Source organism: Arenicella xantha, assembly GCF_003315245.1.
Classification (GTDB): Bacteria; Pseudomonadota; Gammaproteobacteria; order Arenicellales; family Arenicellaceae; genus Arenicella; species Arenicella xantha.
The window spans coordinates 421736-448710 of record NZ_QNRT01000002.1 but is presented as its reverse complement, the minus strand read 5'-3'; the positions used below and the strand labels follow the sequence as shown (position 1 = coordinate 448710).

The 26975-nt window shown below is 47.4% G+C and carries 21 protein-coding genes; 18 read left to right on the top strand and 3 right to left on the bottom strand.

What is annotated here, in order from left to right:
* Positions 1-264: 264 nt before the first annotated feature.
* From smc to ligA, 3 genes are read left to right on the top strand one after another with little or no spacing between them, the layout of a single operon-like run.
* Positions 265-3774 (top strand): chromosome segregation protein SMC, encoded by a 3510-nt coding sequence (smc, locus tag DFR28_RS07890; protein WP_170132016.1) that lies wholly within the window; start codon positions 265-267, stop codon positions 3772-3774.
* Positions 3774-5045 (top strand): cell division protein ZipA C-terminal FtsZ-binding domain-containing protein, encoded by a 1272-nt coding sequence (locus tag DFR28_RS07885; protein ID WP_113953789.1) that lies wholly within the window; start codon positions 3774-3776, stop codon positions 5043-5045. Before smc ends, DFR28_RS07885 begins: the two co-directional genes overlap by 1 nt.
* An 11-nt stretch (positions 5046-5056) precedes the next feature.
* The gene (ligA, locus tag DFR28_RS07880) at positions 5057-7102 is read left to right on the top strand and encodes an NAD-dependent DNA ligase LigA (protein ID WP_113953788.1); all 2046 of its coding nucleotides are present in this window, start codon (positions 5057-5059) and stop codon (positions 7100-7102) included.
* Positions 7103-7131: 29 nt separating this feature from the next.
* Here the strand turns inward: ligA and DFR28_RS07875 are convergent, their stop codons facing one another.
* Positions 7132-7599: a hypothetical protein gene (locus tag DFR28_RS07875; protein ID WP_147250952.1), complete on the bottom strand. Its 468-nt coding sequence runs from the start codon at positions 7597-7599 to the stop codon at positions 7132-7134.
* A 382-nt stretch (positions 7600-7981) separates the two neighbouring features.
* On the opposite strand from DFR28_RS07875, the gene DFR28_RS07870 reads away from it, so the two are divergent.
* The 9 genes from DFR28_RS07870 (at position 7982) to DFR28_RS07830 (ending at position 19603) form a co-directional block, all read left to right on the top strand.
* Positions 7982-9028 carry an aspartate-semialdehyde dehydrogenase gene (locus tag DFR28_RS07870; RefSeq protein WP_113953786.1) on the top strand — a complete coding sequence of 349 codons (1047 nt, stop codon included), beginning with the start codon at positions 7982-7984 and terminating at the stop codon, positions 9026-9028.
* A gap of 292 nt (positions 9029-9320) precedes the next feature.
* Positions 9321-12242: a FimV/HubP family polar landmark protein gene (locus tag DFR28_RS07865; protein ID WP_113953785.1), complete on the top strand. Its 2922-nt coding sequence runs from the start codon at positions 9321-9323 to the stop codon at positions 12240-12242.
* A gap of 131 nt (positions 12243-12373) precedes the next feature.
* Entirely contained in the window at positions 12374-13168 is a 795-nt protein-coding gene (truA, locus tag DFR28_RS07860) for a tRNA pseudouridine(38-40) synthase TruA (protein WP_211316924.1), read from the top strand.
* 33 nt (positions 13169-13201) lie between these two features.
* On the top strand, positions 13202-13837 hold the full coding sequence (locus DFR28_RS07855; RefSeq protein WP_113953783.1) for a phosphoribosylanthranilate isomerase: 636 nt from the start codon (positions 13202-13204) through the stop codon (positions 13835-13837).
* A gap of 36 nt (positions 13838-13873) precedes the next feature.
* The gene (gene folC / locus DFR28_RS07850; RefSeq protein WP_113953782.1) at positions 13874-15148 is read left to right on the top strand and encodes a bifunctional tetrahydrofolate synthase/dihydrofolate synthase; all 1275 of its coding nucleotides are present in this window, start codon (positions 13874-13876) and stop codon (positions 15146-15148) included.
* Between the two features lie 75 nt (positions 15149-15223).
* Positions 15224-16078, top strand: a complete 855-nt coding sequence (locus tag DFR28_RS07845) for an SPOR domain-containing protein (RefSeq protein WP_113953781.1) — start codon at positions 15224-15226, stop codon at positions 16076-16078.
* A 108-nt stretch (positions 16079-16186) separates the two neighbouring features.
* Positions 16187-16756, top strand: coding sequence for a CvpA family protein (locus DFR28_RS07840; protein ID WP_113953780.1), 570 nt, complete (start codon positions 16187-16189; stop codon positions 16754-16756).
* A gap of 131 nt (positions 16757-16887) precedes the next feature.
* Complete coding sequence (gene purF / locus DFR28_RS07835) at positions 16888-18414, top strand: amidophosphoribosyltransferase (protein WP_113953779.1); 1527 nt, start codon at positions 16888-16890, stop codon at positions 18412-18414.
* Positions 18415-18424: 10 nt separating this feature from the next.
* The gene (locus tag DFR28_RS07830) at positions 18425-19603 is read left to right on the top strand and encodes an O-succinylhomoserine sulfhydrylase (RefSeq protein WP_113953778.1); all 1179 of its coding nucleotides are present in this window, start codon (positions 18425-18427) and stop codon (positions 19601-19603) included.
* Between the two features lie 129 nt (positions 19604-19732).
* Here the strand turns inward: DFR28_RS07830 and DFR28_RS07825 are convergent, their stop codons facing one another.
* Positions 19733-20335: an outer membrane beta-barrel protein gene (locus DFR28_RS07825; RefSeq protein ID WP_113953777.1), complete on the bottom strand. Its 603-nt coding sequence runs from the start codon at positions 20333-20335 to the stop codon at positions 19733-19735.
* Positions 20336-20583: 248 nt separating this feature from the next.
* On the opposite strand from DFR28_RS07825, the gene ftsB reads away from it, so the two are divergent.
* Positions 20584-20880: a cell division protein FtsB gene (ftsB, locus tag DFR28_RS07820; protein WP_113953776.1), complete on the top strand. Its 297-nt coding sequence runs from the start codon at positions 20584-20586 to the stop codon at positions 20878-20880.
* Between the two features lie 67 nt (positions 20881-20947).
* Here the strand turns inward: ftsB and DFR28_RS07815 are convergent, their stop codons facing one another.
* Entirely contained in the window at positions 20948-21682 is a 735-nt protein-coding gene (locus DFR28_RS07815) for a UDP-2,3-diacylglucosamine diphosphatase (RefSeq protein WP_113953775.1), read from the bottom strand.
* 307 nt (positions 21683-21989) lie between these two features.
* Here DFR28_RS07815 and ilvB point away from each other — a divergent pair, with 307 nt between their 5' ends.
* The 5 genes from ilvB to pssA all read left to right on the top strand — a co-directional run bounded on the left by ilvB (position 21990) and on the right by pssA (position 26918).
* Positions 21990-23693: a biosynthetic-type acetolactate synthase large subunit gene (gene ilvB / locus DFR28_RS07810; RefSeq protein WP_113953774.1), complete on the top strand. Its 1704-nt coding sequence runs from the start codon at positions 21990-21992 to the stop codon at positions 23691-23693.
* Between the two features lie 40 nt (positions 23694-23733).
* Positions 23734-24225: an acetolactate synthase small subunit gene (ilvN, locus tag DFR28_RS07805; RefSeq protein WP_113953773.1), complete on the top strand. Its 492-nt coding sequence runs from the start codon at positions 23734-23736 to the stop codon at positions 24223-24225.
* Positions 24226-24281: 56 nt separating this feature from the next.
* A complete protein-coding gene (gene ilvC / locus DFR28_RS07800) occupies positions 24282-25292 on the top strand; it encodes a ketol-acid reductoisomerase (protein WP_113953772.1) in 1011 nt (336 codons plus the stop codon).
* Between the two features lie 132 nt (positions 25293-25424).
* Positions 25425-26075, top strand: coding sequence for a phosphatidylserine decarboxylase (locus DFR28_RS07795; protein ID WP_113953771.1), 651 nt, complete (start codon positions 25425-25427; stop codon positions 26073-26075).
* Between the two features lie 51 nt (positions 26076-26126).
* The gene (gene pssA, locus DFR28_RS07790; RefSeq protein WP_113953770.1) at positions 26127-26918 is read left to right on the top strand and encodes a CDP-diacylglycerol--serine O-phosphatidyltransferase; all 792 of its coding nucleotides are present in this window, start codon (positions 26127-26129) and stop codon (positions 26916-26918) included.
* The last annotated feature ends 57 nt before the right edge of the window (positions 26919-26975 follow it).

The following is a 26975-nucleotide window of genomic DNA, read 5'->3' as shown; positions in this document are numbered from 1 at the left end:
ACCTGAGGTTTTATAGGCGATCATGAGATCGCGCAAGGTCATGCTCGATAGCAACGGCTGTAAGCCAATTTAGGGATGTCAGCGGAAAAGTGTAGAATTGAATACGCGATTACTGCTTCGTCATAAATGCAGGTTTACAACTGATGCTAGGTTAGTTTACGACTTTACGTATGTTATTGAAAACATTCAATGTAACCTAGGCCTTACAGAACAAAAACACCTGTTGGCGACGGCGCAAGCCGGATGCTGACAAAGGACCCCTTAATGCGCTTAAAACACATTAAACTATCTGGCTTTAAGTCGTTTGTAGATACGACTAAAGTTTCGGTACCCAATAATTTGATAGGCATCGTTGGCCCTAACGGCTGCGGTAAGTCTAATGTGATCGATGCGATCCGCTGGGTTATGGGCGAATCATCGGCTAAGACCCTGCGTGGCGACAGCATGGAAGACGTTATTTTTAACGGTTCTGCAGTGCGCAAGCCAGTGAATCGAGCTTACGTTGAGTTAGTGTTCGATAATTCCGATGGATCTGCTCCAGGTAGTTACGCAAAATTTGCTGAAATTGGTATTCGCCGGGAACTAGCCCGGGATGGTGGATCCAAGTACTTTATTAATCGCGACCGCTGTCGTCGTAAGGATATCCAAGATATTTTCCTCGGCACCGGTTTAGGGCCACGTTCTTACTCGATTATTGAACAGGGCATGGTTGGTCGAATAGTGGAGTCTAAGCCCGAAGACCTGCGTGTTTTAATCGAAGAAGCGGCGGGTATCTCAAAGTATAAAGAGCGCCGTCGTGAAACCGAGAATCGTATACGTCATACCCGCGACAACCTCAGTCGTGTCGAAGATATTATTGGTGAGCTTGAGAGTCAGTTACGCAGGCTGAAGCGTCAGGCGAATGAGGCTGAGCGTTATAAGAATCTTAAATCCGAGCAACGCGAAGTAGATAGTCAGTTAAAGACCCTGCGTTGGTCTGGTTTGCAGCAACAGGTAAAAGCTAAAGACGTTGAACTCGAGCGCTTGCAAACAGAGTTTGAGTCACAGGTTGCCGAGCAGCGTGATGTTGAGTCGCAAATAGAAATGATGCGCGCACAGCAAACGGAACTTACCGAAAACTTGAATGTAGTACATGCCGAATACTACGGTGTTGGTGGTGAGATCGCGGCGTTAGAACAATCAATTGAACACGCTCGTTCGACCCGTCAACGTCAGCAGGAAGAGTTTGAGCGATTGGTCAATTCAGAGCTTGAAGCGTCTCAATTGCTGGAGCAAGACCAGATTAGGCTTGAAGAGGTCAGTGAGTCGCAACTCGAGCTAGCACCGATGGTTGAGGAGTTGGCAGAACGCTATGAGACTGTGCTTAGTGAATTTCAAACAGCCGAACAGGTTTATCAACACTGGCAAGTTGAATGGGAGCAGTTGAATCGCGATGCCGCTGACCCTGAGAAAGAACGTGAAGTTCAGTCTGCGCGGATCGAAGAGCAGCAACGTCAGATACATCATTTCACGCAACGCAGTGAGCAAGTCGCCAGTACCCTAACTGATATCGATAGCAAACTAAATATCGAAGAAATTACTCAGCTTAAAGAGTCTGTGGTTCAGGTCGACGAAGAGTGTAATTTGCTCGAATCGCAGTTGCAGGAGCGTGACGAGCAAATTGTAAAACTGCGAACCGACTTAGAAGACAGTCGAGAACGTCACAATTTAGTTCGTCATAAGCTGCAAGATGACTCTGCACAATTGAACTCACTCAAGGCTTTGCAAGCGGCAGCGCTAGGTGAGGACAATAAAGAAGTCAATAAATGGCTGCAGATGAAGGGCATTAAAGATAATCCGCGTCTGGCTTCAAGCTTACAAGTTAAAGGCGGCTGGGAGCTAGCGGTTGATACCGTACTTAGCAGTCAGCTCAATGCTATTTCAGTGCAGAAGCTTGAACAATTTGTTGGAGATTTTAGTGACTTTAAAGACGGTCGTGTTTGGGTTGTCGACAAGAGCTCTGCGCCGGTAGAAGATAAGGCGCATAAGTTGGATCCGTTGGCTGACAAAGTGACGTCGCTTGATATACAAATCGATGGCTGGTTTCATGGCGTTTATGCGGTCGATTCAGTTAAAGAGGCGCTTGAAAGTCGTCATTTATTGAATGCCCACGAATCGATTGTGACCCGTGAGGGATGTTGGATCGGCACCAATTGGGCATCATTTGGTGTGGATCAAGCGGAAGGCGGAGTGCTGCAACGTGAAGCGCAGATCGAAAAGCTCACCGATAGCGTGGATTTGGCAAGTCATGAGATTCAGAAAATCCAGTCTGCGACCGAGAGTCTGCAAGCCCAGATTAAGGACGTTGAAGCGGCGCGTGAACAAGCCCGTAGTGATTTTCGCAATAAGTCTCACCAACGATCTGATTTACACAATCAGCTTGGGCGTATTGAAGCGCGAAGTTCTGAGCTATTGAAGCAGCGCGATAATCTGCTGATTGAGCAACAAGAGTTGAGCGATCGATTGGCTAAGGCGAAAGATGATGTCGCTGGCGCTCAAAAGCTGATGGAAGATGCTCGGGACTTGGCCGCAAATTTCGGTGTGCGACGTGAAGAGCTAACTGCGCAGCGCGCCAATTTGACTAGTGATCTAGAGCAGTCACGCCAGCGAGAGCGGGCGGCCCGCGATGAACGTCAGGCCAAACAAATTGAATTGGAGCGGTTACAGTCAAGTCAGAACAGTTTGCAGGAGAGTATTGCTCGATTGTCGCAACAGTTGGAGGGGCAAGCGGCTCGTCGTACTGAGTTAGCTACGCTAATTGACACTGATGAAGATCCGACCGAGCTAATGCGCGAGCAGCTACAAGCGTTGATCGAGAAACGTTTAGAGGTTGAACAATCGCTATCTCGTGCACGTGATGCTCTGGCTGATTTTGAAAATCAAATGAAGAACGCCGACCAAGCACGTCTAGGCTTTGACCGGCATTCTAAAACGGTACGCGATAGTCTGGAAACAGTCAGAATGGCTCGTCAGGAGTTAGTGGTGCGTCGAAATACTATTTCTGAGGAATTAGACAAAGACGAAGAGGCCATGACCTTGCTGCAGCAGGCCTTGCCTGAGGGGCTTAAAGTGTCGGAGTTGGAGCAGCGTTTGGCGGAGATCATTCAGAAAATAGAACGTATCGGCGCGGTGAATCTAGTTGCCATCGACGAGTATGAAGAGTGTTCGGAACGAAAGCTGTATTTAGATAAGCAGAATGCCGATTTAATTGAAGCAATGGCGACACTTGAATCGGCAATTGCCAAAATCGATAAAGAAACTCGAAGCCGTTTTAAGGAAACATTCGACAGTCTGAATGAAGGGTTTAAAGAGTTTTTTCCAAAGTTGTTTGGCGGTGGGAGTGCGTATCTGGAGCTCACCGGTAATGACATGCTGAACACTGGTGTTGGTGTAATGGCGAGGCCCCCAGGTAAACGTAACAGTACCATTCATTTGCTGTCTGGCGGTGAGAAGGCGTTAACCGCTGTGTCGCTATTATTTGCTTTCTTCGAGCTTAACCCCGCACCATTTTGCGTACTGGACGAAGTAGATGCACCGATGGATGATGCCAATGTTGAGCGATACGCCGGCGTTCTAAAGCAGCTTGGAGAAAAAACTCAGTTGTTATTTATTACCCACAATAAAATAACCATGGAGGTCGCTGATGTCTTAGTCGGTGTCACGATGGCTGAACCAGGGGTCTCGCGCTTGGTTGCAGTGGACGTGGCTGAAGCGGCGGCGATGGCGGCACAGTAGTGGCAGATCTATATCTCATATTTTTTGCAGTAGGCTTAATTCTGTTTGCTGCAATTGTGGCGTTTTCGTATCTGCAGAAACGCAGTCGCGAGGTCGAAGCTGATGCTGATTTTAACGACCCTTTAAGTGTGGAGTCAGTCAGCACCAGCACCGATTCTGACGAGCGTGGAGACAGTGCTATTGCCGATGTCGGCCACTCGGAAGCTGATGAGGCCGATGCCTTGGTTGGGAATCAGGCAGCCGCGGCGTCCGCTAAGCGCGAGCCGAGTATTATTAAACCGAGTTCGCCTCAACAGGCGCGACCAGAGCCAATGCAAGGGAGTGAGCCTAGCCTGAGCGATTCGGTTGTTGACTCTGGTCAGGCGCTCGAAACGGTGACCTCAAGCAATGCTGGAATGGGCTCGAGTAAACCGCTAGCTGGCCGCGGTAACGCGAAGAATTCAAGCCCTATTACTGAGTTGGTCGCGCGCATTAAAAATTCACAGCCGATAGAGCAGAAAGGCTTACTAGTGTTGTTTCGTAAGCATGACTTTAAGTTTCATCGCAATGTGCATATCTATGGCTTAAACGAGCTGACCGAAATGTGGCGTGATATCGAATTTGAATTGCCATCGGCTCGATTTACTGAACTCGGTGTGGCGATTCAGTTGGCTGATCGCGATGGTGCAATGAGTAAAAAAGAGTTGCATGACTTTCAGCAAATGGTGCTCGAGTTCACTAATACGTATGATGCGCCGTTCGAGTTTTCGATGGATATTGACGAGGCATTAAAGCAAGCTGAGGCGCTCGATCAACTAGGGCGACGTTATGATTCAATGGCGGTGCTTAATGTTGTGCCACGCTCAAAAACTGGGTTTCGTATGGCCGACATCGAGAGTTGTGCGCGAGATTTAATGATGGCGACTGATAAAAATGGGATTTTTCTGAAAACTCGCGGTCATAAATCGCAACAGACAGTTCTGTATCGCCTTGCATGTACTGATGGTTCGGGTCATTTCGGGGTTTCAGGCGGCGCGTCTATGCCGGTTCACGACTTGGTTGTGTATATGAATGTGCCGGCTACTGAGGATCCTGAAGTGGTATTTCAGGATATGGTAAAAGACGCCAACAGCCTAGCAACCTGGCTCGATGGAAAGGTCGTTGATCGCGCGGGGCGTGTTATGACCCAGCGCTCTTATTCGACATTGATGCAACAGGTATCAGACATCGCTTTCAGTATGCAGCAAGACGGCTTAATGCCTGGTGATGCGATCTCTAAAAAATTATTCTAGCAGGGTAACGAATGTCTGAACAAAGTGATGCGCTGAAGCGGCATCAGGAGTTGGTGGCAGTAATCAACCACCACAATCAACTGTATTACACACAAGATGAACCTGAGATTGCTGACGTTGAGTATGACGAGCTGATGCAAGAATTGTTGGCAATCGAGTCACAGTTTATTGAACTAAAGACCCCAGACTCGCCTAGTCAGCGAGTTGGTTCTGCGCCGCTTGCCGAATTTCGGCAGATACAGCATGAAATGCCAATGCTGTCGCTGAGTAACGGTTTTGACGAGCATGATATTCAAGAGTTTGACCGTCGTTTGCATAATGAATTGGGTCAAAGCGAAGATCTACAGTTTGACTATGTGGCAGAGCCTAAGCTCGATGGTTTAGCCGTTAGCATTTTATATGTTGACGGTGTCATTCAGCATGCCGCGACACGTGGCGACGGACGTGTTGGCGAAGATATCACGCATAATGTCAAAACTATTCGCAGTGTTCCTCTTCGGCTGCCCGCGTCTGCACCAAAGCGGTTAGAGGTACGGGGCGAAATTTTTATCTCACATGCGGGCTTTGCGGCATTGAACGAGGCGCAGCTAGCCGCCGGTAAGAAGTTATTTATTAATCCGCGTAATGCCGCAGCGGGGAGTCTTCGCCAGCTAGATAGCAAAATCACCGCATCTCGACCGCTTGATCTGTTTGTGTATTCGGTTGGCGTTAACAGTGATGAGAGCTTTGCTGACACTCATGCCGACACGCTTAGTCGGCTTGGTGAACTGGGCTTCCCCATATGTCCATTGGTGGAAAATGTGACTGGCGTGTCGGGTTGTTTAGGGTATTTTGCCAAGATGTCCGAGCGTCGCGCCAGCCTAGATTATGAAATTGACGGCATTGTTTACAAATTGAATCGGCTTGCGTGGCAACGTGCGGCTGGATTTATTGCTAAAGCACCGCGATGGGCATTGGCGCATAAGTTTCCAGCGCAAGAGAAAAGCACGACGGTCAACGAAATTGATGTGCAAGTTGGCCGTACCGGAGCGATTACTCCAGTGGCTAGGCTAGAGCCTGTGTTTGTTGGTGGTGTGACGGTATCCAATGTTACGTTGCACAATCAAGCGGAGATTGCCCGGCTTGATATCCGGGTGGGCGACACAGTGGTGGTAAGGCGAGCTGGCGACGTGATTCCGCAAATCGTTTCGGTTAACCTGTCAAAACGCTCGACGCAGTCAGTGCCGTATCAGTTCCCTGAGCGCTGCCCAATTTGCGGGTCCGAGGTTGTCGCTGAAGGGCAGGGTATCATCGCTCGATGTTCTGGCGGGCTCAGTTGTGCCGCTCAAGTAAAGCAAGGAATCAAGCATTTCGTCTCACGTAAAGCGATGGATATTGACGGCTTAGGTGATAAGATTGTGGACGCATTGGTCGATCAAGAGTTGATTGCTAATGTATCCGACTTATATACGCTAAGCTTCGAGCAGATTGTCGAGTTAGAAGGGTTTGCAGAAAAATCAGCGCAAAATGTTATCGACTCTATAGAGAGTAGTAAGCAAACTGAATTAGAGCGTTTGCTCTTTGCTTTAGGTATTCCACAAGTGGGCGAGACCACGGCCCAGCAACTAGCGCTACGGTTCGGATCAATCGAGGCCGTTGAGTCAGCTGACCAAGAGACGCTTGAGTCTATGCCCGATATCGGGCCAATCGTGGCGCACAACATCGTGTCATTCTTTCATGGTGAAAATAACAAACAGGTTATTCAATCGTTGTTGGATCGCGGTGTTCGATATACGGTTATTGATGTGCAAGCGCAGCCGGATCCTGATAGCTTACCGATGGCCGGTAAAACGGTGGTGCTAACTGGTGCGCTCGAATCAATGAGTCGCTCTGATGCTAAGAAAAAACTACAAAGTTTAGGCGCGAAAGTCGCTGGAAGTGTCTCAAAAAAAACCAGTTTAGTGATCGTCGGTGCTGATGCTGGCAGTAAAGCTACTAAGGCCGAGGAGCTTGGTGTTCCGACCGCTGATGAGGAAGAATTACTAAGAATATTGAGCGGAACATCATTGTTAGAATAAAGTGATTGAGAGACCTCAGTGGCCGGGCCTTAAAGGTATTTATTGGCTTGCAGAGTTTTGATTTTGCTCAGCGATATGATGCGGGCTGTTGAGTTGCCGTTTGAGCTATTCTGCTGCGTTGATTCGGTTTGTAGGTATGCCCCGAAGCGTTCAGACACAACCCACGCTATTTCCTCCAGAAGCTCGATGTCCAATAGATCATCGGCATGTTGGCCTTGTAGCTCAAAAGCGGTTTCCCCCAATACGTCGAGTACTGAATTTAGATCAATTGCATCATTAAGATTGGTGCACCGGCTGCGTGTATAGCTCAAGCGGATTATTTCACTTAAGTATTCACGATGATCACTGTTGGGCGCGAGGATTTGGCGCACAGTGCTGGCAGAGGTGTTTATTTTGAGTTTTGAGTTGCCAAGCTCTTCCCCGATCGCCTGCCAAAATTTTAGGAAACCCAAGTTAGGTGTCATTTTCTGGGGAGTGTGGGCGGTATGCTTGTTCATTTGCTCTTCTTTGAATACTGGTTAGCGTGATAGAATCGCGCGCTGCTACTGCGTGTTTGAAACTAATTGCAGCTACCTGTGCTAGTTTTTCTCAGCTTGATAGCGTGTCGGCTTGAAGCTGATGCGACGCCTATCCAAATGCGTGAGTAGCGAAGTATATTGTTGGAGCTTGCTTTGCTTTCCCGATCAATGGCCAGAAGTTCAAACGTGTCGTCAAATTGGTTTAAAAATGTCGTTAAACCAAATTAAAAGGTACCGCCAAGTATCGAAGCTGTCAATTTTAATGGTGTAGGCATCTTCGTTGGGTATCAGGATGATCGTGTGAGCGTATTGTGAAACGAGCAAATTTAATTAACCTGATTTTAGTATTGAGAACTGTTGTATGAGCGCGTCTAATTCAAATAATTCCCCCAAACTATATAACGTAGCGATTGTCGGCGCGACTGGAGCCGTCGGAGAAACCTTGATCGACGTGCTTGAGGCCAGAGATTTTCCAGTCAAAGAGCTTTTTCTATTGGCCAGTGAGCGCTCAGCCGGTGCAACGCGCAAATTCAAAGGTAAAAATATTCGTGTAGAAGATTTGGCTACTTTTGACTTTTCTAAAGCGGATATAGGTCTGTTCTCAGCTGGTGGTAGTATTTCAGCCGAGTTTGCGCCGCGTGCTGCCGCAGCCGGCTGCGTCGTTATAGACAATACCTCTCACTTTCGTTATGACGACGATAAACCGTTAGTCGTGCCAGAGGTTAACCCCGAAGCTATAGCGCAGTATCGTGATACTAATATTATAGCTAACCCAAATTGCTCAACCATACAGATGCTAGTAGCACTTAAGCCAATTCATGATGCGGTAGGTATTGAGCGAATCAATGTGTGTACTTATCAGGCGGTGTCCGGTACTGGCAAACCTGCGATGGAAGAGTTGGCATCACAGACGGCGGCACTACTGAACGGTAAGACTGTTGAAACTGAGGTTTACCCACAACAGATTGCGTTTAATGTGTTGCCGCAAATTGATGTGTTTATGGAAAACGGGTACACCAAAGAAGAAATGAAAATGGTATGGGAAACCAAGAAAATTCTGGGGGATGATCGTATAGAAGTTAATCCGACGGCGGTGCGCGTGCCGGTTTTTTATGGTCACTCTGAAGCGCTGCATATCGAAACACGTGAAAAAATATCGGTCGAGCAAGCTACTGAATTATTACGCAATTTTGACGGAATAGTGGTAGTTGATGATCGTCAAGACGGCGGATACCCAACGGCTGTTAAACATGCCTCAGGAACTGATCCTGTGTATGTGGGGCGAATTAGAGAAGATATCTCTCATCCGCGCGGCCTCAATTTGTGGGTAGTCGCAGACAATGTGCGTAAAGGCGCAGCAACTAATAGTGTGCAAATTGCTGAGTGTCTTGTAAAAGACTATTTATAGTTGTCACGCGAGTGCTCTAGCGAGGTTGTTCTTAGTTTGAGATCAATCTCGTTTGTTTGAACAGTAGATAGATAATTGACTATTTTTTATTCGCTTCGATGTGCTTCTAAATACTACTTTTAGTCAGATTGCACTATTGATTTGCTAAAAACTGATGTAAGTTGTTACAATGCGTTGCTAACTACCTAAAACTATTACAAAAACCTTCTTTTGCGATGTGCTGACGTGTTCGTGGCCTAGTAGACACGTTGTAAGCAACAAAGCCATGACATCATGAAAGCTGGAGTGCTCTATGGCAGACCGAAAAATGACATTCTCAAAAACTAAAACCGCCAATTCAATTCTAAAACAACTGGGGGTTACTGCAGCGATGCTGATGGCATCCACCAATGCCAGTGCTTTAGGACTCGGTGCATTACAAGTTCAATCCAATTTGGAAGAGCCGCTTAGCGGAACTATTGAGCTGCGTACCGCTCCGAGTGATGACTTGACGACGCTTAATGCTCGAATAGCATCAAAGGAAGATTTTGAAAGTTTGGGAATCGATTACCCCACTTACATGGAGAATATCAGTCTCTCGATGGAAGATGTCGGTGGCGGCAAGGTGTTGAGAGTTCGGAGTGACGAAGTTGTCATTAACGAGCCGTTCATACATTTCCTAATACGTGTTGATTGGTCTGGTGGTAGTTTTTTGCGTGAATACACCGCTTTAATCGACCCGCCAGTCTATGCCGCAGCGACACCTAAAGCTGTTGCTGAGCCGCGTTCAGTCGGAACCGATCAGGCTTATGCTCAAGCATCTAGCCCGACCATTGCAGCGGAAACGCTCGATGATGATTCAGCTGCTGAGTATGACGAGGTAGTCGTCGATGATCCTCCGATCGAGGATATTGCCGAAGAAGACGCGCCATTAATTGACGATAATTTTTACGAAGAGCCAGAAGCCGAAGGCGTTCAAGAGTATTCAGAAAGCGCAAGCTCTGAAACTGTTGTGCCACAGGGAACTGATGCTCGATACGGACCGGTCACGAGCGGCGAATCATTGAGTTTGATAGCGCAAGAGTTGCAACGTCAATTCCCAGATTTAAGTATCTACTCAATTATGCAGGTGCTATTTGAGGAAAATAAAAGTGCATTCATTGGTAATAATATCAATGGGTTGATGGAAGGTTCAGTGTTAGATATTGGCGATCTTAATGCGATCCGCGCGGTTGATGCTGTGCAAGCTAAGGCCTTTTTCTCGAGTCAGGTTGCTGACTGGGATCCGGGTGTATTGATCTCTAGTAGCTCCGACCCGATTAGTGTGGGGCAAGATGACTACTCTTTTAATGACGACACTTTTGGGTCGTCAGATACAGGTTCTTCATCTACGGGCTCTAGCGCAGATAATTTTCAAGTCGGAGCCTCTCGCGATACAGCTGAATTCGTTTCGAGCGACCAAGGTGCTAGCCGAGAAGGTGAGGTTTTGGCGTTACGCCAAGAAATATCTCAAATAGAAACGGCTTTGGCTTCGAGTGAACTAGAAAACCAAGAGCTGAATGAGCGTATCTCTTCTTTAGAAGGCCAGTTGGCTGATATGAACCGTCTAATGAGCCTCGATGTTGAGAGTGCCGAAATGGCGGCGGTAGAGCAAACTTTAGCTGACCAAGCTACGTCGGAACCCGAATCAGAGTTTTCTGATACCAGCGCGACTAGTACGGTCGACGAATTTTTGACGGATACTTCGGTTGAAGATGAATTTGGTTTAAATGATTCAACTGATTCGCAGTCCGCAGTCGATGAGTTTTTAGCGGACGTTGGTACTGACGACGTCGATACCTCTGGTGAGTCAACAGTTGATGAATTCTTATCATCTGTTGACGAATCGGTAGATCAAGCGGTTGATGCGACTGAAGACGGTTTCGAGAGTGTTATCGAAGACGCGTCATCCGGCTTAGATGCTCAGCCATCTGATGAAGTAGATGAGGCTGTTAGTAAAGTCACACCGGTAATCCAGCCAGTTAAGTCAGAGTCATTCATGGACAAAGCTAAAGGCTTGTTCTTTGATGGCGGACTTTGGAAGGTGTTGGCAGGGCTGGTTGTATTGATGTTGGGCGGTCTGGGAGTGTTGTTTGCCCGTCGTCGCAAGGTTGATGAAGAATTCGAGATAAGCATGCTTTCGATCGAGAGCAATTCGCAAAGCGTTGACACCATGCAAAGCGACTCAAGTTCGGTCTCTGCTTCGATGTCCGCATCAGTTGCGTCAGTAGCCGAAGGGGTTGCCGACAAAGAAACATCATTTTTGACGGTCTACAGCGATAGTGATGCCGTGGTGCAGGCTGATGAAGTTGATCCAGTTGCCGAAGCAGATGTTTACATCGCATACGGGCGAGATGAGCAGGCCGAAGAGGTATTGTTAGATGGTATTGCCAATCATCCTGATCGTGTTGATATCAAGCAAAAAGTACTCGGCTTATACCAAAAAACTCAGAATGTTGAAGGGTTTGAGCGGGTTGCCGAAGAGCTCTATTCTCAGCGCGATGCATTAACGCCCGAGTTGTGGGAAGAAGTAAGTGCAATGGGTCGAGAGCTGTCACCAGATAATCCTCTGTTCTCACTGTCGGTAGATGATTTATCTACTGCGGCTAGTTCATCGGTGTCGATTGACGCAGCCGCAGAGTCAGACGTTGCTGCAAGTGCCGCATCTGACGAGCCATCACCGCTTGATGGACTGGAAGGCCATTCAGAGTTGGTAGAAGAATCGTTGAGCGACGATGATGATATCCAGCTTATTGATTTCGACGAAGGTCGTAGCGAAGTGAGTGAATTAGATGATGTCGAAATTGATGCGATTTCGCTAGAAGATGACGCATCAGACGTTCTAGAGTTTGCGACACCAGGGTTAGACGACGCCGCATTGGCTGATTCTGCTGGAATTGATGTCTCATCAGACGATGACGATGGTGATTTGCTTAGCTTCGAATTCGACGCTGATGGCGACGCCTCAGATGACGACGAAGAGCAGCATATTAGTGAGGTTCGTGAGGTAAGCGATTTGGAAATTGACCCAGATTATGACGAAGCCCGCACTCAATATGAGCTAGCAAAGGTGTTTGTTGATCTAGGTGATGAAGACGGTGCCCGCAAGATTCTTAGCGAATTGGTCGCCAATGATGAGAATGACGAATCAGTGATCTCTGACGCGCGTCAGTTGCTCGATTCCATTAGTGGTTAGTCGGCAGCGACGGTTGGCTTGATCCAACCGTTCTGTTCTGATCGCGAATCTGACAAGCCCATGCTCTAAAGAGCTTGGGCTTGTTTGTTTTTGTCTACAACAGAAATATTACTATTTAACAGGATATATCGGTGCTTAAGCGATACGTAGCTTGCGTAGAATACGATGGTTCGGGCTTCTCAGGATGGCAAACTCAACAGCATGGCGTTCGCACGGTTCAGCAAACAGTTGAGCGGGCGCTAAGTCGTGTGGCTAATCAGCCTACGGCGATAATTACCGCTGGTCGAACTGATACCGGCGTGCACGCCTCGCATCAAGTTATCCATTTTGAGTCGGAGGCATCACGAACCGAGTTTGCTTGGTGTCGCGGCACCAACCGTTTTCTTGATCAGGATGTTCGGTTGCAATGGGTTGCTGAAATAGACCCCGAGTTTCACGCTCGTTTTTCAGCGCTTACGCGCTCTTACCGGTTTGTGATTTACAATTCGTCTATCGCTAGTGCACTGTACCGTAAGTACAGCACTCATGAATTCAGGCCGCTAGATGTTGCGTTAATGCAGAGTGCGGCGAGTGCTTTAATCGGTGAGCATGACTTTAGTTCGTTCAGGGCGGCCGGTTGCCAAGCGCATTCTCCGGTACGCAATATGCATAAAATTGAGCTTAATTCGTCAGGTTCTTGGATATGGTTTGATGTAACCGCGAATGCATTTTTACAACATATGGTACGAAATATCGCCGGTTGTCTTATTGAAATAGGATGCCAAAAGCGCAAAGTTGAATGGATGTCTGAAGTGTTAGAGTATCGCGATCGAACTATGGGCGGGATTACTGCCCCGCCGAATGGCTTATACCTTACTGGTGTTCAGTACCCTAAGGAGTTCGTTTTGCCGAGTTCCAAGCGTGACGTCGCCTTTTGGGCGGATTAAGCGCCGCCACGAGCCTACTAGGAGAACAGTTAAATGACAATTGCTAAGCTGCGCACACGAGTCAAGATTTGTGGAATGACAGATCCCCATCAGGTGTCTCACGCAGTCGACCATGGCGTTGATGCGATAGGCATGATTTTGCACGCCACCAGTCCTCGAACGATCGACGTGGCGCGCGCTAAGCAAATACGGCGAGTTGTACCACCAATGGTCAGCTTGGTTGGTGTGTTTGTTGATTGTGATACGAATGTCATCAATCAAATGATTGCGGAAATCGGCTTAGATTTCGTTCAGTTGCATGGTGCTGAGTCTGATGCTGATGGGCAATCGTTAACAAGGCCCTATATCAAAGCGTTGCGAGTTCAAAATCGCCAGCATGTAGTGGACCAAATTAAACAATTCCCGACCGCGGCTGGGATATTGCTGGACCCTTACGTTGAAGGTCAGCACGGTGGCACCGGCAAGTTGTTGGACCCAAATTTTTGGCCAAGTGATTCTACGCAGAATCTGATACTTGCTGGAGGGCTGTCAGGCGAGAATGTGGCGGACAGAATACTATCGTTGAATCCCTTTGCGGTCGATTTGAATAGTGGTTTGGAGCAGGCGCCAGGTATTAAGGATCCGCGCTTGGTGGCCGAAGCGATGCGCGCAATTCGCGCTACATACTAATATGAAAACCTCTGATTACATAGGCACTAAGTACTAATGCAACGTACAGTAAATCAGTGGGTCGAGTATATTCAGACCTTGCACGTGCGCAATATCGATATGTCGTTGGAGCGTATTCGCGCCGTGTTCGCCCGTATGCATCCGGATGGTGTTCCGTTTAAAGTTGTTAGTGTTGCTGGCACTAACGGGAAAGGCAGTACATCAGAATTGTTGTCGTCGATTTACCGTGCTGCAGGGTATCGTGTTGGCAAATATACGTCACCACATTTAGTGCAGTTCAATGAGCGAGTAGAGCTGCTGGGAGAACCGGTTGACGATGTTCGGTTGCTAGTCGCTTTTGAGCGAGTTGAGTCGCAGCGCGGCGACATTACTATTACCTATTTTGAATACGCGACCTTGGTCGCTATTGAAGTGTTTTGCAGTGAAAAAATTGATATTGCCGTTATGGAGGTTGGGCTCGGTGGCAGGCTTGATGCGGTCAATATGCTAGATGCTGATCTGGCCATCATTACCAATATATCGATTGATCATACTGCATGGTTAGGTGACACAGTAGAACAAATTGCTGTCGAAAAGGCCGGAATCGCACGTGCACAGCGCCCTTGCGTTATTGCCTCAACGACACCGCCAAAAACCTTGATCGAAGCTTGCCAAGCTATCGGCGCCGAGATTACGCAACTTGACAGGGATTTCTGCGTGCGGCTTGATGCCCCGGACGAGTGGGCTTTCGTTGGACAGGACTGTTTATATAACCACTTACCTTTACCGTTTGGTCAACTAGGGGTTCAATTGGATAACGCGTCTGGAGCGATCCAGGCAGTGGTCTCATTGCTTGATGTGTTGCCGGTAGAGCCGAGCGCGATAGCTAAAGGCCTGCGAAATGCTGCGATCCGTGGCCGATGTCAGGTGGTAAGCGTTGCGCCGATGGTTGTGGTCGACGTATCCCATAATGTAGCCTCGGTCTCACGCCTACAGCAGTTTTTAAGCGAGCAATCGGTACGTGGTCGTATCGTCGCGGTGTGTGGGATGTTGCGAGATAAACAAATACACGAGAGTTTGGCTATCATGGCACCATTGGTAGATGAATGGTATTTGTCTTCGATTGAGGGCGAGCGAGGATCTCCCGCTCAGGCCATTGATGCACTGCTGCAAGAGCTTGAAGACGAAGGGCAGACTGGTACGCGTTGTTTTAACAACGCTGAGGCCGCTTACAAGGCGGCAGTGGCAACATTAACGGCTGATGACTGTCTGGTTGTTTTTGGTTCGTTCTATATTGTAGGTGATATACTGCAGCTGCTTGAATCAACGTGATGGTATACCCTTTGCAAGTTGATCTGAATGTAACTATCAAATTGGCAAGTCGCGCGCCGCGCAATTCCCCGAACTATGAGCGATCCTAATAAGTCTGACGTAAAATTGGCTGATGAGTTCAATTTGAAACATCGTATTACTGGTGCTGCGGTACTGCTATTTGTCGGTGCTTTAGTAATTCCTTGGTTGCTTGGTCCGCCGAGTGAAGCGAGTAAGCAGCCTAGCGCTTCGATCAGTGAGAGTATCTCTGAGGATATTTCAGCTCGTGATATCGAAAATGAACTGCTGGGCCTAGATCGAGTAGACGAGCTTCCAGAAGAAACGGTTTATATTTCTAAAATCACGCCATTAGACGGCAGTGATTCAAGTGATTCTGTCGGCGTTGATGAAGCTGTCAACAAGACTGAGTCGAAAGAATCTAAACCAAGTGACAAGCCAGCGGTAAGCGCTAAATCAGAGTCGGTTGCTGTTGAAGAAAAGGCTGCGCCTAAGAAACCAGATGTGGATCCCCCCGTGACCCAGGCCACAGCAACCAACAAACCAAAACCAAAACCAAAAGAGCAGAGTGGGTCGAAGAGCGACTCGAACTCTAAGGCGGAGGAAGAGCGTCGGCTGCAAGCTGAACGTGAAAAAGAGCTGAAAAATGCTTTAGAGGCCGAGGCGCAGACTGCTGAAGTCCGGAAAATTCAAGTTGGTTGGGTTGTTCAGGTTGGGCTATACACCGAGAAGGTTGGCGTCGATAAGAAGATGGCGGAGCTAAGTAAACAAGGGTTCTCACCACAAAGCACCATTGTTGATACTAACCGCGGGCCGAAAACTGGAACGCGTGTTTGGCTTGGCCCATTTCAGAAGCGCCCAGATGCTGAAGCAAAAAACCAAGAGTTGAAAAGTAAAACGGGTAAAGATGGATTTATCAGAGTGTATCCATAAGGTACAGTTTGGCGATTGGATGGCTAGGGTAGGCATTGTCTAGTGCAATGCGGTTGTAGCAGTGGCTTACATTGAAGCCAATATATAAATTTTTAGCGAGAATGAGATATGGGTGGTTTTGATTGGATTATAGCGGCGATTTTCTTGGTGTCGATTATCGTTGGTTTGATGCGCGGATTCGCCAAGGAGGCGCTATCGATTGCGTCGTGGATGGTGTCGATTTGGCTAGCGTTTACGTTTTGCACCGAAGCAGGCGAGTTTATTAATCAGTATATTCGTATTCCGAACCCGAGCTTTCGTGATTGGGCTGGTTTTGCACTTATTTTTATCGGCGGCTTGATCATATTTGCGTTGATCAGTTACGCGATTGTTAAGTTGTTGATCCGTGGCCCAATTAAGGGGGTTGATCGTATACTTGGCTTAGGTTTTGGAGCGATTCGAGCCGCCGCCATTATGGTTGCGGTGGTTATCGTTGGACGTGGAGCTGCGTTAGAAGAGAGGGAGTGGTGGAAGAACTCTAGTCAGATTGGTTACTTTGAGTCCATGGCTGATTCGGTTGAACACCTACTGCCCGAGAGTTGGAAAGCACAAACTGAAGAAGAACGGAATAATGCTAAAGTAGTTGCTGATATTTTGGCGGAAAAGGTATCTGAATCGACAAAAGAAGCAGAAGAGTAGATTTATCGTTTTATTCGCTTCTTCATACCTTCGACACCGAGCAAATGTTGTATTATTCGCTCTCCCCGCGCTGCTCAAAATTAGCAATGGGCGCGTGATAATCACGACTTGATATTCGGTAGATTAAATATATGTGTGGTGTGTTAGGAATTGTAGGTAAATCACCTGTCGGTCCAAGCTTGTATGACGGCTTAACAGTTTTGCAGCATCGAGGTCAGGATGCCGCTGGAATTTTGACCTGTGACGAGAACGGATTCGTTAATTTGCGCAAAGATAATGGCTTGGTTAAAGATGTATTTTTTAGTCGCCACATGCAACGTCTCAATGGCAATGTTGGAATAGCGCATTGTCGATATCCGACTGCAGGTTCTAGTTCGCCAGCCGAAGCTCAACCGTTTTACGTTAACTCGCCGTTTGGTATCGCGTTGGCACACAATGGCAATTTAACTAATGCTGAGAGTCTTCGTCGACGGATTTTTCGCGATGATTTGCGCCATATCAATACATCGTCTGATTCAGAGATTTTGTTAAATGTGTTGGCGCATGAGATTTACAAAGCCCTTGGCGATGACACGTATACGTTGACGAATCGCCATATCTTTCAAGCTGTGGAAGGTGTTTTTCATCGTTGCCGTGGTGGCTACGCCGTGGTGGCATATATTATGGGCGTCGGTATCATCGCATTTCGCGATAAATTTGGGATTCGACCACTCATCTATGGCTATCGCGACACGGAAGCGGGCCGCGAGTATATGGTGGCATCTGAAAGTGTCGCTCTCGACAGTCAAGGATTTAAAATTATAGCCGACGTAAAACCCGGTGAGGCTATTATTCTGCCATTAGAAGGCGATGTTCAAACCCATCAATGTGTTAAAGACGTCACCTATGCCCCGTGTATATTTGAGCAAGTATATTTGGCTCGTCCGGATTCTATGATCGATGGTATTTCTGTGTATCGCACACGGATGCGGATGGGCGAGAAATTAGCCAAGAAGATCGCTCGGGAGTGGCCTGATCACGATATTGATGTGGTCATTCCGATTCCTGATACTAGCCGTACAGCGGCGCTCGAGATGTCACAATTGTTAGGGGTTCGGTATCGAGAAGGGTTTATTAAAAACCGATATATCGGTCGCACCTTTATTATGCCCGGTCAGGAACAGCGCAAAAAATCAGTGCGTCAAAAATTAAACGCGATTGAATTAGAGTTTCGCGGTAAGAATGTGATGTTGGTGGATGATTCGATTGTGCGTGGCACGACGTCCAAACAAATTGTGCAGATGGCGCGAGAAGCTGGCGCTAATAAAGTTTATTTCGCATCGGCGGCTCCTCCGGTGCGATATCCGAACGTGTATGGAATTGATATGCCTGCGGCCTCGGAATTGATCGCGAACAATCGCACAGTAGAGCAGATTCAGGAGCAAATTGGCTCCGATAAACTATTTTATCAAGATCTTCAGGATCTCATTGATTCTGCTTCCGAGGGTAACCCTCAAATTACTGAGTTTGATACGTCTTGTTTTAGTAAGCGCTACGTTACTGGCGATGTTGACGATGAATATTTTGCTCGCTTAGAGACTTCACGAAGCGATGATGCGAAAAAATCGAAAGAAGCTGAGCCGTCAGAGTTGCGCGATGTAAGCCAATTTTCAAGTTAATCAAATTGCTATGACCAATGATTTTAAAAACTATCGCCCGGCTACACAGGCCGTAAGAGTTGGGCAGTTGCGTGGATCCGAAGGCGAGCATAGCGAGCCAATCTACACAACTTCAAGTTTTGTATTTGGGTCGGCGGCAGAGTCAGCCGCGCGTTTTTCGTATCAAGAGCTAGGCAACATTTACTCTCGCTTTACCAATCCTACAGTAAGAGTTTTCGAGCAGCGCTTAGCGGCCTTGGAAGGTGGTGAGTCATGTGTGGGCACTGCGTCTGGTATGTCGGCCATGCTTGCCGTTTGCATGGCCGGTTTGCAAGCCGGAGATCATGTTGTTTCAGCATCATCTATTTTCGGCGCTAGTAAAATTTTACTGGCAGGTTTACTGGCTAAATTTGGGGTCGACACCAGTTTTGTTGATATGAAAAATTTGGATGCTTGGCGCGCTGCGCTAAGCCCGAAGACACGCATGGTGTTTTTTGAGACTCCGACTAACCCCTTAATGGAAATTGGTGATATTGCCGCTATATCTGAAATTGCGCATGCATATAATACCGATATCAAGGTGGTAGTAGATAATTGCTTTTGTACGCCGGTGTTACAGCAGCCGTTATCATTAGGTGCTGATGTCGTGTTGCACTCTGCGACTAAATTTATTGACGGGCAGGGGCGTTGTGTTGGCGGCGCTGTTGTCGGTGATGCTGACTTTGTTGGCGACAAAGTGCTTGGATTTATGCGCACTGCTGGTCCATCGATGAGTCCATTTAATGCTTGGACCTTCGCTAAGGGTTTAGAAACGCTGTCTTTGAGAATGCATCAGGCTTGTGATAATTCGGCGAGAATCGCTGAGCACTTAAGTGAAACAGCTAACGTTAAAAACGTTTATTACCCAGGGTTAGAAAGTCATCCGCAGTACCATTTGGCTAAAACTCAGCAGTGTAAAGGCGGCGCGGTTGTCTCGTTTGAAGTAGCTGGTGGTCGAGAGGCAGCGTGGAGGATTATCGACCAAGTTAAATTGATGTCAATAACTGCTAATTTAGGCGATACCCGAACCACAATCACACATCCTTATACCACTACGCATGCGCGTTGGAGTGATGAAGAGAAGGCTGAAGTGGGGATTACCGAGGGGCTAATACGAATCGCGGTGGGTTTGGAAGATGTTGAGGACTTAATAGAAGATTTGCAGCTTTAAGTAACATGTCTCGGGCTGTGTGCCCAGCTAAATTTTTCTTCGTCTGCATGTAAAAAAGCCTCGCTATATTAGCGAGGCTTTTTTGTTTCTTTGGCGCTTGCCTCAACTGAGGCTATGGCCGCTAACAAGCTAGAACGTTAGTAATGCATTGACACCTAGTGTGCCAACATCAGCATCGCCGCTATCTTGTGTATATTCTAGTTCGATTACACCTAACTCGTTAATTCGATATCCGATGCCAAGGCCGACAGCAAATGATACATCTTCATAGTCGCGGTCTAGTAAGCTGACTGGCGCTACATTCAAGTCAACGTAAGAGACTCCGCCTTTGAGCTTGTAATAGACGGTGCCTGGTGACCGATAGGTAAAATAGGCATTGAAAATTTCAGCTTCATAAGTTCCAAACCCTGCTGGGTAGGCTGGGATGGTAGCAACCGAATTAACTAGCGATATTTGTTCTTCTTCGCCGCTGATGTATTCAATTTCAAAGCTAGACGTCCCTTCACCAACACTTTTGGCGAATTCATAACCGAGCACGATGCCTACACCGCTGGCATCATTAGTATCAGGCACGTTAGGGTCGATGTTGACGACTTTTGCGCCAACTATCCATTTGCCGGGCGCGTCTTTACCGAAAAATGTACCGGTGCCGCTTTCGGCTGCCAGAACTGGTGCGCTCAGTGTTAGACATGCTGCGGTAGCAAGGCTGCATGCTAGAGTAAATTTTTTCATTTTTTTTGTCACTCCCTTCTTTAATTCGAGTACGGGTAACGTCTGCTAGCGCTCTGCAGGCCAGCCGATTATTGGTTAGTCGCTCTATCTATTGTGAGCGGTGGTTCACCTTATAATAAAAAGTGTTACGCTTCAATGGTTTGAGTATAATTCTTTGGGTAAATTGTACGCTAAGTTTCGAATGTTATTTAGCTATTAATGTGCGGTATTGCTTTATTCGTTGGTGCTTGGCGTTGTAAAATTGAGGTATGAGGATTCTCGCCAGTTTGTTGTTTTTGTTGTTGATTGTGTTGCAGGCCAAGCTTTGGTTTGGCGCGCATGGCGTGTTTCAGCTCTGGTCGTTAGATTCTACAATTACCGATGAGCGAGATCGGAACGATTTGATTAGCTTGCGCAACGAGGCATTGCACGCGGAAGTTAAAGAGCTCAAAGAGGGTAGGGAGGCATTGGAGGCCCGCGCGCGCAGCCAGCTAGGCTTTATTAAAGATGGTGAAGTGTTCTATCGTGTGATCCCTAAAGTTGGTGATGCGTTGCCAACTGAATAATCAGTCATTCAATATCATTCTCAAGAAATGCTGTCTAGTTCGAGATTATCTGTCTGAGGGTTATCGTTCAGTCATTGGGAATCGCTTGATTTTGGATTGTAAGTCCGTCTTTATCTGCTGTTAATACGCTGGTTTGTGAGTGCCAGTCTCCGAGCACATAACGCGTTGCCGGGCCACCATCTATTTGGTAGTGGTGGACGTGTTGCCGGTGCGTATGACCGTGGATCATTTGTTTAACTGAGTGCTGGTCGAACGCTTGTCTGACAGCACTTTCAGTCACGTCCATTATTTCCATGCTAACAGCTGATTTGTGCTCGTAGCTTTGTAATCGGGCTTCTTTCGCTTTGGCGATGCGTTCCGGAATCGACAGTGTCAAGAATGCATCGCAAAAATGGCTATTGGTCATCATTGCTGAGCGAAACTGTTGATGCGCAACGTCGTCGGTGCATAGGCTGTCTCCATGCAGTAAAAGGGTTGCTGTGCCGTAAAGGTCGATGACAGTTTCGTCTGGCAATATGGTGAAGCCGGATTGTTGGCTAAATGTATCTCGAACTAAAAAGTCTCGATTGCCGGCGATAAAAAAACATTCAGTGCGCTGGCTTGCCTCGTGCATAGCTCGCAGAATTGGTTCGGCGCCAAGCATGCTGGCAGCATCATCGCCAATCCAGAACTCAAATAAGTCGCCCAACAAGTAAATTTTGTCGGCGTGCGGGGCTTGGTGCTCCAAAAAGTGCAAAAAAGCAGCTGTGACAGCTGGTCTTTCTGGCGTGAGATGGAGGTCAGATAGGAATAGAGTGTGCATCACGCTATTGTATGCGAGCTGGTTAGTAGAGGGCAAACACTGATTGTGGGGCGTTGTTAGCATCAGTGTGATGAATGTTTTATATCAACAAAATTACAAAATGTCATAAAACACGCCATTTACGCTTTGCAAGGCCGCGAAAACACTAGAAAAAAACGGAATTGAGCGTTGCGTTTAATCACCTTGCGTTTATAATTTCTCGCTCGACTAAGTGCCCAGCATGCGGGCCTTTTTTTCTTTGGTTATTATTTGCGCAGCTTCAGCGCGTGGTACCCAAAAATACCTGATGTGACAGACGGAGACTACGGTGCAGTTAACCGGCGCAGATATTGTTGTACAGAGCCTTAAAGAAGAAGGTGTAGAGTACGTATTCGGATACCCGGGAGGGGCCGCACTACATATATATGATGCATTTCATCGTCAAGACGATGTGCAACATATTTTGGTGCGCCACGAACAGGGAGCGACTCATGCTGCCGACGGGTTTGCACGAGCCACTGGCAAGCCGGGGGTCGTGATGGTTACATCCGGGCCGGGCATTACCAATGCTATCACTGGCATCGCCACGGCTTATATGGATTCGATTCCAATGGTGGTTCTATCGGGCCAAGTTATGGCTCCATTGATCGGTTTTGATGCATTTCAAGAGATAGACGCGGTCGGTATTAGTCGGCCCTGCGTCAAACATAATTTCTTGATTCAGAATGTTGAGGATATCGCCGCGACGATTAAGAAGGCATTCCATATTGCTACCTCTGGGCGTCCTGGGCCGGTATTGGTCGATATTCCAAAGGATATTACCGCTCAATTGACCGAGTTTATTTATCCAAAGGACATTGCGATGCGTTCGTACCCCGACGTGAAAGCGGCACGACCCGCTGAGATTGTTGGGGCTGTTGAAGCCATTCTGAATGCCAAAAAACCAGTGGTATACACCGGTGGCGGCGTGGTTCTGGCAAAAGCTCAAGAAGAGTTGCGCGATTTCGTGCAGACACTTGGGTTTCCGTGTACTAATACGCTGATGGGGCTAGGTGCTTACCCGCACAATGATCCTCTTTTTATTGGCATGTTAGGAATGCACGGGACCTATGAAGCGAATATGGCGATGCATGATGCCGACCTTATTGTGGCATTGGGCGCGCGCTTCGACGATCGAATTACCGGTGCGCTGGATGACTTCGCGCCTGGTGCGAAAATACTGCATGTGGACATCGACCCATCAGTGATTGATAAAAACATCAAAGCTGATATCGCTATTATTGGCGATGTAAAGCAAGTGCTGACGCAGTTTAATCGTGAAATCGCTCGGCGAGTTAAAGATATTAATCCTGAGTTGACTAAGGATTGGTGGAAGCAAATCGCTGAATGGCAAGGACTCGATAGTCTTTGGTATGAGCACAGCGATACGGTAATCAAGCCTCAGTATGTGGTGCAGAAATTACATGAAGTTACTGGAGGTGACGCCTACGTGACCTCTGACGTCGGACAGCACCAGATGTTTGCCGCTCAATTTTACGGATTCTCCGATACCCACAAGTGGATCAATTCAGGTGGCTTAGGCACTATGGGGTTTGGCTTGCCTGCCGCCATGGGCGTGAAGTTAGCTTTTCCTGATTCTGACGTGGCTTGTGTGACTGGCGAAGGTAGTATCCAAATGTGTATCCAAGAACTGGGTACGTGTAAGCAGTACGGTTTGCCAGTAAAAGTTATTAATTTGAATAATCGATATCTTGGCATGGTGCGACAGTGGCAGGAATTTAACTACGAGAAGCGTTATTCCAATTCCTATATGGACTCGTTGCCGGATTTTGTGGCGCTCGCCGAAGCGTATGGTCATGTCGGTATGCAAATCACCAAGCCTTCAGATGTCGAAGGCGCGCTCCGCGAGGCTTTTGCTTTGAAGGATCGCTTGGTGTTTATGGACTTTATAACGGATCGCGAAGAAAACGTATATCCGATGATCGAGGCCGGTAAAAACCATCACGAAATGCGCTTGCGTCCAGCAAAGTAAGTTCAGACCGATAGATTGCTAGGAACGACCAGGAATTAACATGCGACATATTATTTCAGTATTACTTGAAAACGAATCCGGTGCGTTGTCACGCGTGTCTGGGTTGTTTTCGGCGCGCGGCTATAACATTGAATCGTTAACGGTGGCGCCAACTAACGATCCCACCTTATCTAGAATGACCATCGTGACAATCGGTGATGATCGTAAAATAGATCAAATAGAGAAGCAGCTATTCAAATTGGTGGATGTGGCTGCCTTAGAAGACATTACCATTAGCGGGCACTTGGAGCGCGAAGTGATTCTCGCTAAAGTGGTCATTAAGCCTGAACAAAAGGCTGACCTAGAGCGTATCGTCAAAGCGTTTAACGGTTCTCTAATTGACGTTTCGGACACGCAGTCGATTATTGAAATGAGCGGCAGTAGCGAAAAAATCGACGAACTGCTAAATAGTCTCTCAGGCATTCAGATTATTGAAATAGCGCGCTCCGGAGTGACCGGGCTTTCGGCCAGTGAAGGCGCACTTAGTGTTTAAGCAATAGAACTAATACATAAATTTTAATCAGCTCACACAGCAACATAGGTTTAATCATGCAAGTTTATTACGATAAGGATTGTGATCTTTCTATCATCCGCGGTAAGAAGGTCGCTATCTTGGGTTATGGATCTCAAGGCCATGCACACGCGTGCAATCTACAAGAGTCGGGCGTCGATGTGACTGTCGGCCTTAGACAAGGTTCATCTTCAATCAAAAAAGCCGAAGCGCATGGTTTGAAGGTCAAGACCGTTGAAGAGGCTGTGGCCGCTGCTGATTTAGTTATGGTGCTTACGCCTGATGAATTTCAGTCTAATCTGTACGCTGATGAGATTGAACCGAACCTTCAGCAGGGCGCCATATTGGCTTTTGCGCACGGTTTCGCTATTCACTACAATCAAGTTGTGCCACGCGCCGATTTGGATGTGATTATGATTGCTCCAAAAGCGCCGGGACACACTGTACGCAATGAGTTTGTTAATGGTGGTGGTATTCCAGATCTGATTGCTGTGTATCAAGATGCGTCGGGCTCAGCAAAAGAAACCGCGTTGTCGTATGCGTCAGCGATTGGTGGTGGACGTACCGGTATTATTCAAACTACCTTTAAAGATGAAACTGAAACTGATTTGTTCGGCGAGCAAGCGGTTCTATGTGGTGGTGCCGTTGAGTTGGTGAAGATGGGTTTCGAAACTCTAACCGAGGCGGGATATGCGCCTGAGATGGCGTACTTTGAATGCTTACATGAGCTTAAGTTGATCGTCGATCTGATGTACGAAGGCGGCATAGCGAATATGAATTATTCGATTTCGAATAATGCCGAGTTCGGTGAATATGTCACTGGCCCCAAAGTAATCAACGAGCAGTCTCGGGAAGCTATGCGTGCGTGCTTAAAAGATATTCAAGACGGTGAATACGCTAAGAAATTCATCTCTGAAGGCGCACTAAATTATCCAATGATGACAGCATGGCGACGTAACAATGCCGCTCATCCGATAGAGCAGACTGGCGAGAAGTTACGTGGCATGATGCCGTGGATTAAGAAGATTATCGATAAAGATAAAAACTAAAGCAGAGTTCACTGCGCGCGTTCTCGAGCGCCGCTTTGTTTTCTCATACAGCGCGTTGAAGGCGACCTTCAACGCGCTGTATGTTTTTTGGTGTGGCGTGAAGTCAAGCCGATAAATAACAGGAAAAATATTATGAAAGCAATTGATTCACATCCACTTCTGGCAAGAGAAGGCTGGTTTTATCTTGCCCTTACTTTGTTTGCCGCGCTCGTTACAAGCTGGGCTTTTCCGTGGTATGTGGCAATTGTGTTTTGGGTCATTTTTGCCTTTGTTTTACAGTTTTTTCGAGATCCGCATCGTGCGATCCCACAGCAAGCTGGAGCATTAGTGTCGCCCGCTGATGGTAAAGTGATTTTTACAGGTGTGGTTGATGATCCCTATATCGATCGAAAGGCCTTTAAGATTAGCGTGTTTATGAACGTTTTTTCGGTGCATTCGAATCGAGCGCCGCTAGCGGGTAAGGTCAAACAAGTTTGGTATCATCCTGGTTTGTTCGTCAACGCCGCGTTTGATAAGGCTTCTGAACAGAATGAGCGAAACGCCATTTGGTTGCAGACGCCCGAGGGCAAGGACATTATCTCGGTGCAGGTGGCTGGGTTAATTGCACGGCGGATTTTGTGTTATGTCAAAGAAGGTGACGAGCTAGAGCAAGGGCAGCGCTATGGTTTTATCCGGTTTGGTTCGCGCGTTGACTTGTTTTTGCCTACTGAATTTTCGGCCAGCGTTAAACTTGGAGATACAGTCTCATCAGGAACTTCCATTCTGGGTAAGTTCGTTGACTGAGAACGTTCAAATGGCGAACATTTTTGTGAATGAGCTTGTATAATCGCGGGCATGAGCTCAGAGCACTCCAATAATGATGCGGATAACACCGCTAACGTCAAAGCCAAAAAGGCTGTAAGAGCTAAGCCTGCAAAGGGTATTTACGTATTGCCCAACCTGTTTACTACGGCGGGGTTATTTGCAGGTTTTTACGCCATTATGCAAGCTCGGCTTGGTCACTTTGAGGCGGCGTCGCTAGCAATATATGTTGCAATGGTGATGGATATTCTCGATGGCCGTTTGGCACGTCTGACGAACACGCAAAGTGCTTTTGGGTCAGAGTATGACAGTCTGTCAGATATGGTATCTTTTGGTGTTGCTCCAGCAATGGTGTTATTCGAATTTGCACTATCTGAGTTGGGTCGATTTGGTAGCTTGGTGGCTTTTGTCTATATTGCCTGTGCGGCGCTCCGCTTAGCGCGATTTAATGTGGCGACGGTCAATGATAAGTCGCACTTTATTGGTATGCCGAGCCCAGGTGCGGCGGCTATTATGGCGTCGATCGTTTGGGTTTCTGTGGACTATGATATTGACCCATCGGGCATTAGTGTGCCGCTGGCTATCTTGATGTTAGCGACTGCGTTAGCAATGGTGAGTAACGTTAAGTTTCGGTCATTCAAAGACGTTAACTTTCGTGATCAAATGCCGTTTGTCGGACTCATTGTTGGAGTCATGGTCGTGGCGTTGATCTATTGGGATCCGCCCATGGCATTTTTATTCTGTGGCTTGGGTTATTTGCTAAGTGGCACAATATTGTATGTCGTCAAAAAACTCCGACGGCAGAATAAATCTCCTACCGAGTAGGAATATTCCGATTAATCGTAATCTCGGGCTTACCGAGTTAGACACAACCCTATACCG

Coding starts and splice junctions, on each gene's coding strand:
- smc (WP_170132016.1), top strand. CDS start 265: ATGCGCTTAAAACACATTAAACTATCTGGCTTTAAGTCGTTTGTAGAT.
- ligA (WP_113953788.1), top strand. CDS start 5,057: ATGTCTGAACAAAGTGATGCGCTGAAGCGGCATCAGGAGTTGGTGGCA.
- DFR28_RS07875 (WP_147250952.1), bottom strand. CDS start 7,599: ATGAACAAGCATACCGCCCACACTCCCCAGAAAATGACACCTAACTTG.
- DFR28_RS07870 (WP_113953786.1), top strand. CDS start 7,982: ATGAGCGCGTCTAATTCAAATAATTCCCCCAAACTATATAACGTAGCG.
- DFR28_RS07865 (WP_113953785.1), top strand. CDS start 9,321: ATGGCAGACCGAAAAATGACATTCTCAAAAACTAAAACCGCCAATTCA.
- DFR28_RS07855 (WP_113953783.1), top strand. CDS start 13,202: ATGACAATTGCTAAGCTGCGCACACGAGTCAAGATTTGTGGAATGACA.
- folC (WP_113953782.1), top strand. CDS start 13,874: ATGCAACGTACAGTAAATCAGTGGGTCGAGTATATTCAGACCTTGCAC.
- DFR28_RS07845 (WP_113953781.1), top strand. CDS start 15,224: ATGAGCGATCCTAATAAGTCTGACGTAAAATTGGCTGATGAGTTCAAT.
- DFR28_RS07840 (WP_113953780.1), top strand. CDS start 16,187: ATGGGTGGTTTTGATTGGATTATAGCGGCGATTTTCTTGGTGTCGATT.
- purF (WP_113953779.1), top strand. CDS start 16,888: ATGTGTGGTGTGTTAGGAATTGTAGGTAAATCACCTGTCGGTCCAAGC.
- DFR28_RS07830 (WP_113953778.1), top strand. CDS start 18,425: ATGACCAATGATTTTAAAAACTATCGCCCGGCTACACAGGCCGTAAGA.
- DFR28_RS07825 (WP_113953777.1), bottom strand. CDS start 20,335: ATGAAAAAATTTACTCTAGCATGCAGCCTTGCTACCGCAGCATGTCTA.
- ftsB (WP_113953776.1), top strand. CDS start 20,584: ATGAGGATTCTCGCCAGTTTGTTGTTTTTGTTGTTGATTGTGTTGCAG.
- DFR28_RS07815 (WP_113953775.1), bottom strand. CDS start 21,682: ATGCACACTCTATTCCTATCTGACCTCCATCTCACGCCAGAAAGACCA.
- ilvN (WP_113953773.1), top strand. CDS start 23,734: ATGCGACATATTATTTCAGTATTACTTGAAAACGAATCCGGTGCGTTG.
- ilvC (WP_113953772.1), top strand. CDS start 24,282: ATGCAAGTTTATTACGATAAGGATTGTGATCTTTCTATCATCCGCGGT.
- DFR28_RS07795 (WP_113953771.1), top strand. CDS start 25,425: ATGAAAGCAATTGATTCACATCCACTTCTGGCAAGAGAAGGCTGGTTT.
- pssA (WP_113953770.1), top strand. CDS start 26,127: ATGAGCTCAGAGCACTCCAATAATGATGCGGATAACACCGCTAACGTC.